10 protein-coding genes are annotated in these 8,848 nt (G+C 68.0%); 4 read left to right on the top strand and 6 right to left on the bottom strand.

Annotated elements, in window-relative coordinates:
* The first annotated feature begins 25 nt into the window (after positions 1–25).
* On the top strand, positions 26–487 hold the full coding sequence (locus tag VFP86_17565; protein HET9001452.1) for a type II secretion system protein: 462 nt from the start codon (positions 26–28) through the stop codon (positions 485–487).
* Positions 488–505: 18 nt separating this feature from the next.
* Here VFP86_17565 and VFP86_17570 read toward each other — a convergent pair whose 3' ends face one another.
* The 4 genes from VFP86_17570 to VFP86_17585 all read right to left on the bottom strand — a co-directional run bounded on the left by VFP86_17570 (position 506) and on the right by VFP86_17585 (position 5,418).
* The gene (locus tag VFP86_17570; protein HET9001453.1) at positions 506–985 is read right to left on the bottom strand and encodes an SRPBCC family protein; all 480 of its coding nucleotides are present in this window, start codon (positions 983–985) and stop codon (positions 506–508) included.
* A 12-nt stretch (positions 986–997) separates the two neighbouring features.
* Positions 998–2,479, bottom strand: a complete 1,482-nt coding sequence (locus tag VFP86_17575) for a leucyl aminopeptidase (protein ID HET9001454.1) — start codon at positions 2,477–2,479, stop codon at positions 998–1,000.
* 100 nt (positions 2,480–2,579) lie between these two features.
* On the bottom strand, positions 2,580–3,548 hold the full coding sequence (locus VFP86_17580) for a divergent polysaccharide deacetylase family protein (protein ID HET9001455.1): 969 nt from the start codon (positions 3,546–3,548) through the stop codon (positions 2,580–2,582).
* A 25-nt stretch (positions 3,549–3,573) separates the two neighbouring features.
* Entirely contained in the window at positions 3,574–5,418 is a 1,845-nt protein-coding gene (locus VFP86_17585; protein HET9001456.1) for an N-acetylmuramoyl-L-alanine amidase, read from the bottom strand.
* 88 nt (positions 5,419–5,506) lie between these two features.
* On the opposite strand from VFP86_17585, the gene VFP86_17590 reads away from it, so the two are divergent.
* The gene (locus VFP86_17590) at positions 5,507–5,791 is read left to right on the top strand and encodes a hypothetical protein (GenBank protein HET9001457.1); all 285 of its coding nucleotides are present in this window, start codon (positions 5,507–5,509) and stop codon (positions 5,789–5,791) included.
* Here VFP86_17590 and VFP86_17595 read toward each other — a convergent pair.
* Positions 5,772–6,605, bottom strand: coding sequence for a hypothetical protein (locus VFP86_17595; GenBank protein HET9001458.1), 834 nt, complete (start codon positions 6,603–6,605; stop codon positions 5,772–5,774). The genes VFP86_17590 and VFP86_17595 overlap by 20 nt on opposite strands.
* 27 nt (positions 6,606–6,632) lie before the next feature.
* Here VFP86_17595 and menA point away from each other — a divergent pair, with 27 nt between their 5' ends.
* Entirely contained in the window at positions 6,633–7,553 is a 921-nt protein-coding gene (gene menA / locus VFP86_17600) for a 1,4-dihydroxy-2-naphthoate octaprenyltransferase (protein ID HET9001459.1), read from the top strand.
* Positions 7,554–7,561: 8 nt separating this feature from the next.
* On the opposite strand, the gene VFP86_17605 is transcribed toward menA, so the two are convergent.
* A complete protein-coding gene (locus VFP86_17605; protein ID HET9001460.1) occupies positions 7,562–8,440 on the bottom strand; it encodes a hypothetical protein in 879 nt (292 codons plus the stop codon).
* A 94-nt stretch (positions 8,441–8,534) separates the two neighbouring features.
* Between VFP86_17605 and VFP86_17610 the strand changes: the two genes are divergently transcribed.
* Positions 8,535–8,848, top strand: a 314-nt coding sequence (locus tag VFP86_17610; GenBank protein ID HET9001461.1) for a hotdog domain-containing protein, incomplete at its 3' end; no start/stop codon positions are given.

Below are 8,848 nucleotides of genomic sequence, written 5' to 3' on the forward strand. Positions count from 1 at the left end.
AGATTGTGGAAGGGTATAAGAAGATATGTCGAAGCGCGGTTGCGTCACCTGGGAAGCCGGTAAGCAAAAAGGCTTTACCCTCGTCGAGCTCGTGGCTGTCCTGGCCATTCTCGGGATTCTCGTTGGGCTGGCCCTGCCCCGTTATTTGGGCAATCGCCGGCAGGCGTACCGCGCCGAGGCACAGGCCCTCCTTGAGGAAGTGAAGGGGCTCGAATTCTCCTACTTCATGGACCATGGCAATTGCTTTACTTCGAACGTTGTAGGACTGGGGTTTGTGATGCCGGGAGGCTCTCACTGGAGCTTCCCCACGGCTACATCAAATGGTAATGGCGCTCTGTGCTCGGGGACCGGCCAAGGGCAGGGGCAGGGCAATCTCGGGTTTGTGACACTCACGACGAGCGGGGCCCTCTCGCCTATGAGCACTGCCGATCAGGTGTCTGTGACGCTACTGGGAGACGGGAGTGTGACGGCCGGCGCGAACTTTTAGGGCAGTGATGCACCGCGCTCAGGCATGCGTGATCTCAACGAGGCGGGCGCGGAGCAGCCTGGCGAGTCCCTCACCGCCCTGGCGCATCGAGTACGCGTGGTTCCAGCCGAAGATGGGACGCGCAAATGGGGCCAGCACGTTCATCCAGCGTTTGGTCGTCTCGACTTCCCAGGTATTCCGGACGGTGGTCACGGCGCCATCCTGGGAGAGGTCCCAGGTGCCTCGTCCGGCGAGTTCGCCTGCGGAAATGCCTTCCAGCGCGACGGGCCGTTGGATCCGGGCCACCGTGACCTCAAAGATCAAGTCATAGGGCAACCGGCTTCTCCAGAAGTACCGGCGGACACTGCCGACGCCCTGATCATCCCCCGGCGCGACCTCGACGACGCGACGGACGCTCCCCCACCACGTCGGCCAATGCTCTGAGTGGTAGATCGCTTCCCAAACGTCCTCGATCGGCGCCTCGATCCGCCACACCGTGATGAACGTGTACTTGACCACAGGCCACCCCGCTTACCCGAGCGATGTCAAGTACCGAAGCAGCGTCCTGACTCCGAACCCCGTGCCTCCGGCCGGCAGGTACGGCGACGGGGGAGCGCTCTCCGCGAACGCGGGGCCGGCGATGTCCAGATGGGCCCACGGGGTCGATCCCACGAACTCGCCAAGAAACGCCGCCGCCCGTTCCGCTCCGCCCGCGCGCCCCGCGGAGTTCTTGAGGTCGGAGATGTCTCCCCGCATCGCGTCCAAGAACTCCTCGTACATGGGCAACTGCCAGAGTTGCTCACCGGTCGATGCTGCCGCCGACAGGAGCCGGTCGATGAGCGGCTGGTTGTTCCCCATCACCCCCGCCGTCCAGTCCCCCAGTGCGACCACGGCGGCCCCTGTTAGGGTGGCCACGTCGATGACCTCGTCCGCTCCGGCGCGAACGGCGTACGCGAGGCCGTCGGCGAGCACCAGCCGTCCTTCGGCATCGGTGTTGGTGATCTCCACCGTGAGGCCGTTGAGCCCGCGGACGATATCGCCCGGACGCATCGCGGCGCCGCTGATCATGTTCTCCGTGGCGGCGGCGATGCCCACGACCCGCACGGATACCCCGAGGTCCCGCAGGGCCCCCATCGCGGCGACCACCGTCGCGGCGCCCGCCATGTCGCCCTTCATGGTTTTCATCCCGCCCGCGGTCTTGATCGAGAGGCCGCCGCTGTCGAAGGTGATGCCCTTGCCAACGAGGGCAACCGTTCGGCGGGCCCCGTTCGGACGGTACTCGAGGACGATGAACTTGGGAGGCTGCGTGCTGCCCTGGGCCACCGCGGCAAAGAGCCCCATCCCCATGGCCCGCGCTTCTTCGTGATCGATGACCCGGTGCTCGAGCCCGCTGGCGTTGGCCACCTCCATCGCGATCTCTGCCAGCGCACTGGGGGTAAGCACGTTGGCCGGCTCGTTGACGAGATCGCGCGCTCGATAGGTGGCGCGGACGGCGACATCGGCGTCTCGCAGCGTCCGGGCCAGCGCCCCCCGGTCTCCGCGCTGGGCGATCACAATCGCCTCAGCCACCGCCGCGTCGTTCTCCGGTTTGCGGTATCGGTTGAACGCGTAGGCGCCGAGTCCGGCGCCCTCTGCGACGGCCCGCACGGCCTCGTCCGGTGTTCCGCCCAGCCCTTCCCCGACGTTCGTCGCAAGGGCCACACGCGCGGCGCGGAGCTCTCGCGCCCGCCGGATCGCGACGGCGCCATACCGGCGCAGACGCTCGGGGGCCGGCTCGCGGCCGACCCCCACCAGCAGGATCCGTCGCGCCGGTCCGTCGGGGACGTGCAGGAGCACCGTTCGGTTCGGCTTGCCGGAGAACCCTTCGGCGCCGGCGATCTCGGCCAGCCGGCCGTTCACGGCCCGATCGACGTCTGCGGCCTCCCCAAGAAGGGCGCCCGGTTCCGCGACGGGCAACGCAAGCAGGTCACACGCGCACCGGTCCGGCGGCGTGTCCGTCAGTGTGAGTTGCATGGAGCCTCCTAGGCGCTGGACGAAATCGGCACACTGCCCCATTGTAACAAGAAAGCCTTGTGGGGGACGCCGGACGGGGGGACCGCGGCGCGGCGATCTCTCAGTGGACCAGGTCGGAGACCCGGACGAGTTGGATCCCGGCTTCGTCGAACTCCGGCAGCAGCGACACGAGGACTCTGGCGGTGACTTTGCCGACGTGCCCGATCGCCACCGCCTGGCCTCGAGTTTGCGCAATCGTTATCAGCGTCCTGAACTGACCCCGTACGTACTCCTCGTCGTCTTGGTTGTCCAGGAAGACCGCGCGCGCGGCCGTCGGGACGCCCATCTCGCGCGCGACACGGGCGGCCACGGAATGGCGTGAGGTCACACTGTCCACGAAAAAGAGATGCCGCACGTGCATCTCCTCCAGCACAGCGCGCATCACGCGGGCGTCCGCGGTGCCGAGCGATCCCATGTGGTTGTTCGCGCCCACCGCGTTGGGGACGGACGCGATGTCTGCCGCGACCGTCCGCCGGATGTTCTCATCGCTCATGGCGACCTTGATCCCGCCTTCGCCCAATGGGATCGCGTCGTTGTCGGGTTCCATGGGGAGGTGCAGGATCACTTGAACCCCGCGGCCGGGCGCCTCCTCTGCGATCAGGCTCGAGTAGGGGAGATGGGGGAGGACCGAGATCGTGACCGGCCGGCCGATCGACTCGATCTCTCGGGCCGCCTTGAGGCCGTACCCCGCATCGTCGAAGATGATCGCCACGCGGGGACGGCCCGATCTGCCGCCCGCCGGACCGGGGATGACCGCAGGCGCCCGCGAGACCTCAGGATTTTGAGTCGGCGGCTGAGGCGCCGGCGCCGGCTGGGGATGCTCCTGGCGGGGAGCCGGAGGAGTTGCCGGCCTGGGGGTGGGCTGGACAGCCGGGGGCCGGGCGGCGATGGGCGCCCTGGTCGTGCGGACGGCGTGCTCGCGCTTTGCCACGAGGTAGCCGGTCGCGAAAGCGGCCCCCAGCACGATCCCGAGCGCGAACACGATCAGCGGATGCATCAATCGCTTCCGCGCCGAACGCCGACCGCCCATCACGCTGCCTCCCGGCCGGGCCCCATTACGGCGCCGCTGCCTGTGGCGTGGCGACGTATCGTTGGATGCCCTTCAGGATGCCCTGCGCCATCGCCTGCTGGATTTGCGGGTCGCGGAGCATCTGTTCTTCCCGCGCGTTGGTGATGAACGCCGTTTCGACCAAGATCGACGGGATCCGGTCCGTGTCGACGAGGACTTTGAACAGGGCCTGCGTGGTCCCCCGCGCGGCCAGGCCCGCCGCCCGGCCGGCTTCATCGAGGACGACCTGCGCGAACGGCTGGCTCGCCGGATTCGAATAAAAGGTCTGGATGCCGGTGGCGTTCACGTCGGTCGAGGCGTTGGCATGGACGCTCACGAAGAGGGTGGCCCCCCCGCGGAACGCGATCTGCGCGCGGTCCTCGAGCGGCACAAACACGTCGGCGTCTCGGATCATCACGACATCAAAGTGCTGTTGGGCGAGCAGCGCTCGGAGGGCCAGCGCGATCGCCAGCACCACGTCCTTCTCCTTGACGCCCGCCGGCCCAATCGCCCCGGGATCGCTCCCGCCGTGGCCCGCGTCTACCGCCACCACGACCGGCCCGCGCGGTCCGGTGGCGACCGGCCGTCCAACCCCTCCTCCGATCGCCGCGCCCAGCTCCACCAAGAACTGCCCGGTTTCAGCGCCGGGACGAACGGCGAACGGCGACGGTCGGGCCAGCTCGATGACGATGCGCACGATGTTGGGGTTCCGGTGGAACTGCGCGGCCCGCACCTGGGCGACGAGCCCGTCGTCTACATCGAGGAACTTCTTGACCGGCAGGAACACCGCGTCGGGGATATCGATCACGACTCGCTCCGGGTTATGCAGGATCCGCTGCGCGGCCTGGACGGGATGGGTGCCCACGACGACGATCCGGCCCCCTCCGTCCACATGCTGGTAGATGACGTCCGAGATCTTCTGCGCGCTGGGCTGGTAACTCGTGGATGAAGGAGGGGGGGCGGCTTTGGCCCCGAGCGCCACGACGACCCGGCGTCCGGGAACCTGGGTCACCAGTCGATATTCGGTGGGAGCGGCAAAGGTGAACGCCACGCGGGTTCCCGATGAGAGCACCCGGGCGATCCTAATCGAGGTCAGCGTCCCTTCGTGGACGTCGAGGGTCTGCTCCGTTGATTTCGCCACGGCGCCCGGAAAATCGAGGACGAGGTGCTCCGGGTCGTGGGGACCGGTCGTCGGGTGGAGCGGTCCCGTCGCGTCGATCGAGACTTCCAGGCCCGCGTTGGTTCCCCGCCAGGTGATCCCGGTAATCTGCGGGCTGATCACGAGCGTGTGATCCCCGGGATCATACGCGGTCACATCGCCCAATGTTTCAAACACCCACTGGACCGGGATCAGGACTCTGTCGAAGACGGCGACCAGCGGGATCGGGACGGGCCGCCGCTCGCCATTGACGGCGACGTAGGGATCGCCGGCCCGCAGGAGCATCTCGTCACCCGCGGGGCTCAACAGGCTGAGGGTTCGCTCCCGGGGGTTCCACGACGCGCGGATGCCGAGGGGCTCGAACAAGCCCGGGTACGGGGCCATGATCGTTCCATTCTGGATGACCACGGTTCCGGCTAGGGGGACGACCGATCCGTTCGCGATGACCCGGAGGTGGGTGGACTGAGCGGTCGCGCCGGGCGCGTGCGCACCGAGCGCCACAAGTCCCAGGGAGACGAGGGCAACGAGAGCCAGCGTCCTGCGGGCCGAGGACGAAATCTGCACGGTCCGGTCCACCTCGAAGGCTGCGTCTGCTGCGTCGATCGATGCCGCGTCGAACCCCGCCTGGTGCTTCCACCTATACGCGGAGACGAGAGGGATTCCTGCCTGCCTCCCGGCGGCGGACCGGCACACGATCCGAGCCTTTAGTACACTTGGAGGTGACGCCCAACATGCCGTCTATGTCTCCGGCGACACGGTCTGATACGAAGGCGTCGCTGAGGTGGCGCGGCGCTTCGATGTTCGGACGGCGGTGCTGTTCATGGGGGCGGCACGGGTTCCCGCGGTCGGAACAACCGATGCGCTCACGATGACGGCGGCGGACGGCATCGAGGCGGCACGCGCATTCTCCCACGCGACCATCGTCCCGCTGCACTTCGAAGGATGGGAACACTTTTCGGAGTCGCGCGAAGTGATCGCGCGCGCATTCGATAACGCCGGGATCGGTCGCCGGGTGCGCTGGATGGCGCCCGGCGACACAATTACCGTCACGTCCACGGCTCCGTGATCGGCCCGGTATCGGCCGCGTGCATGAGCGGCGGCAGTCCCCAGTTGTCCGTGACCGTGCGGCAGAAACTGTAGTGTGTGTGCCGCCGCGGAGACGCGAGACCTCTGTGTACTCCGCGACCCCACCATCCCGCAAACACCTGGTTCGGCGCCCGATCGCTCTCATCGTAGCAGAAGAACAGCGCAGGATACCGGCCCTCCCGATCCGGCGTCGCAAACCAGGCGGAGGCCGCGAGCACGTCGAGGAGCGCGGCAAGGTTCCCGTCGGCGCGCTCGCGGTCGCCGTCGTGCATGTTGTTGCGGTCGTCCCATCCGACGTACACGAGCGCGGCCGCCGGCAGCGTCCCGCCCAGATCGTGCCTGAATGCCGGGAGGCCGTGCCGAACCGCCGACACCGGGGCGCGGAGATCGAGGAACGGATTGTGCCGGTGGGCGATCTCGCCCGCGAGATGGTAGATGTAGGTCGGAATCGGGGGCACCTGGGCTGCCGCCTGGCTGGCGATCGACGGATGGAAGGTGTCGACGACCTGCGCCGGGCTCCACACCGCGCCTGAGATGAGGGCGCGGTAGTTGGGACCGGAGGGATGCGTGACGGCAAAGTAACGGGTCAGGACGACCCCCTCGGCGGCCAGCCGCCGGTGCGCCGGGAGGCTTGCTACGTCCTCGAAACCGTGGTTCTCAAACACCCCGAAGACGAGGCTGCTCCACCACCGCCCGCGGGCCCCCGCCCGTCCCGGCCGGCCCAGTACGGCGGCCGCCGCGCCGGCTAAGGCTGCCCCGAGGAACGCGCGCCGGTGCATGCTATAATCGGTCACGGATCAAAATCCTCCGGGAGGAGTGTGATGGTCGAGCGCTCGATCGAATCCGCGCTGCCGCCCCGGACGGTTCGGATGTGGGTGCAGGCCGTTCGGCCGTTCTCGCTTACGGCATCCATCGTGCCGGTGATGCTCGGCACAGCGGTGGCGGCCACGCAGGGCCTGTTCAATCCGGGGTTGCTTCTCCTCACCCTGCTCGGGGCCGTGGCCATCCAGGGCGCGGCCAACCTGTTCAGCGATTACTTCGACTACCGCGGCGGCTACGATACCCCTGAATCGTACGGCAGCAGCGGCGTGCTCGTTCGCGGCATCCTGCAGCCCAGTGAAGTGTTCTTGGCGGGCCTCGTGCTGATCGCCCTCGACGTCGCGATTGGACTCTACCTCGCGGTGATTCGGGGAACCCCGATCCTCGTGCTCGGGGTCCTCGGCGCGCTCGGCGCCTACTTCTATTCGGGGAAGCCGGTCGCCTACAAATACCGGGCGCTCGGAGATCCGGTGATCTTCCTCCTCTTCGGGCCGCTCATGGTCCTCGGCGCCTACTACGTGCAGGCCAGGTCGATCGAGTTCATCCCGATGCTCTATGCCCTTCCGGTGGGGTGTCTGGTCACCGCGATCCTCCACGTGAACAACATCCGCGATATGCCCACGGACGCCCGCGGTGGCGGGGTGACCGTCGCACGGGCCCTGGGGCTCGGAGGCGCGAAGCTCCTGCTGTACGGGCTGCTGGCGGCCGCCTACCTCTCGGTGATCGCGGGCATGCTGAATGGGACCTTTGTCCGGGGCGCGGCGCTCGTGTTCTTGAGCGCACCCCTCGCCTGGGGGCTCGTCAAGCAGGTGGCCGCAGCGAAGGCCTCTTCCGATCTGGTGCTGCTCGATGTCGCCGCCGCGCGCGTCCACTTGGTGTTTGGTCTGCTGCTGGTGGGAGGCGTGTTGCTGCCGGTCTGGTAGCCGGGTGGTTAGGTGGCGAGGGTCTCGACGAACGCCCGCAGGCGCCTCGGCGCCGGCGGCGGGGTAGAACAAAACGCCACCCAGGTTTCGGCGAACCGGCTGAGCCGTTCTGGCGTCACGGCCTCGGGCGGCATCCCCCCGACGTCCTCCCACGCCGGCCCACTCAGCCGGAGTCCCACCTGGTCCACGTAGTCCATGGCAGCCTCTGAGAGTGCGCGCAACGACGCGCCGTGTTCGAAGGTGCGGCCCGCGCTGTCCTCGTACACTGCCGTGAGCGTCTTCGTGAGCGCCGCGAGCCCCGCAACCGCGCGCAGGGCCACCCATTGGTCCTGGACGCTGGCCGAAGGGTCCCACAGCACCGGTGGCGCGACGCCGTTTCCGGTTTCAACCGAATTGGCGGCCTCGCCGGCGGCGATCACCCCGGTCCACCGCTGCAACACCGTGCCGCAGGTCATCGCCGCCCGGAGGACGGCGGCCGTCCCCCCGCCCCCGCGAAACGCGGCGTGGGTGACGCGCGTGGCGGCTTCGATCACCTTCTCCCGCAGATCGGGTGGCGCCAGCCGGGGCAGCTGAACCTCTTTGGCGAACAGCGTCTCCGCCATCAACGTAACGTGCTCGGGCGTGGCGTAACGGTCCTCGCGCCCCGCAACGGCGTGCTGCAGCTCCTGTCGCATCCTCGGGCCGCGCGAGTGCAGGATCTCGATCGCGATCCGTACAGGCGCGTACACGCACACGAGCCAGACGGCGGCCACGAAGAACACGTGCGCGCCGCCGAACACCGCGAGGCTCGCCAGCGCGCCGGCCGCGCACACCCACAGCCAGGCGCGGCCGAATGCGCGGCGAGCGGAGGCGCGGCCCAACTGCGACAGCGCGTAGCGGATGGTCATCGAGGATCCTTGCACATCGGCGGGTATATGGTAACATAACCGAGGGCGACTCGAGGAGGGCGGGCTGCCAAGCATCGCGGATACCCGGTTTCAGATGGTGCAGCTGGTGTTTCCCGGCGACATTAATCCGCGGGGCACCCTCTACGGCGGCCGGATGATGTACTGGATCGCGACGGCCGGCACCCTCACCGCCTCACGCTGTGCCCGAGGCCCGGTGGTGCTCGGGGCGATGGACGATCTCGACTTCATCCATCCCGTCTACCTCGGCGAGATCGTCACGGTGTCTTCCCAGGTCGAATACATCGGCCGCACGTCGCTTGAACTCGGAGTGGAGGTGTACTCTGAGCATCCGCGCAGCGGCGTACGCCGCAGGACGACCTCATCGCATCTGGCGTTTATCGGGCTCGA

The sequence above is a fragment of the bacterium genome (assembly GCA_035703895.1).
In the GTDB taxonomy this organism is placed as follows: domain Bacteria; phylum Sysuimicrobiota; class Sysuimicrobiia; order Sysuimicrobiales; family Segetimicrobiaceae; genus Segetimicrobium.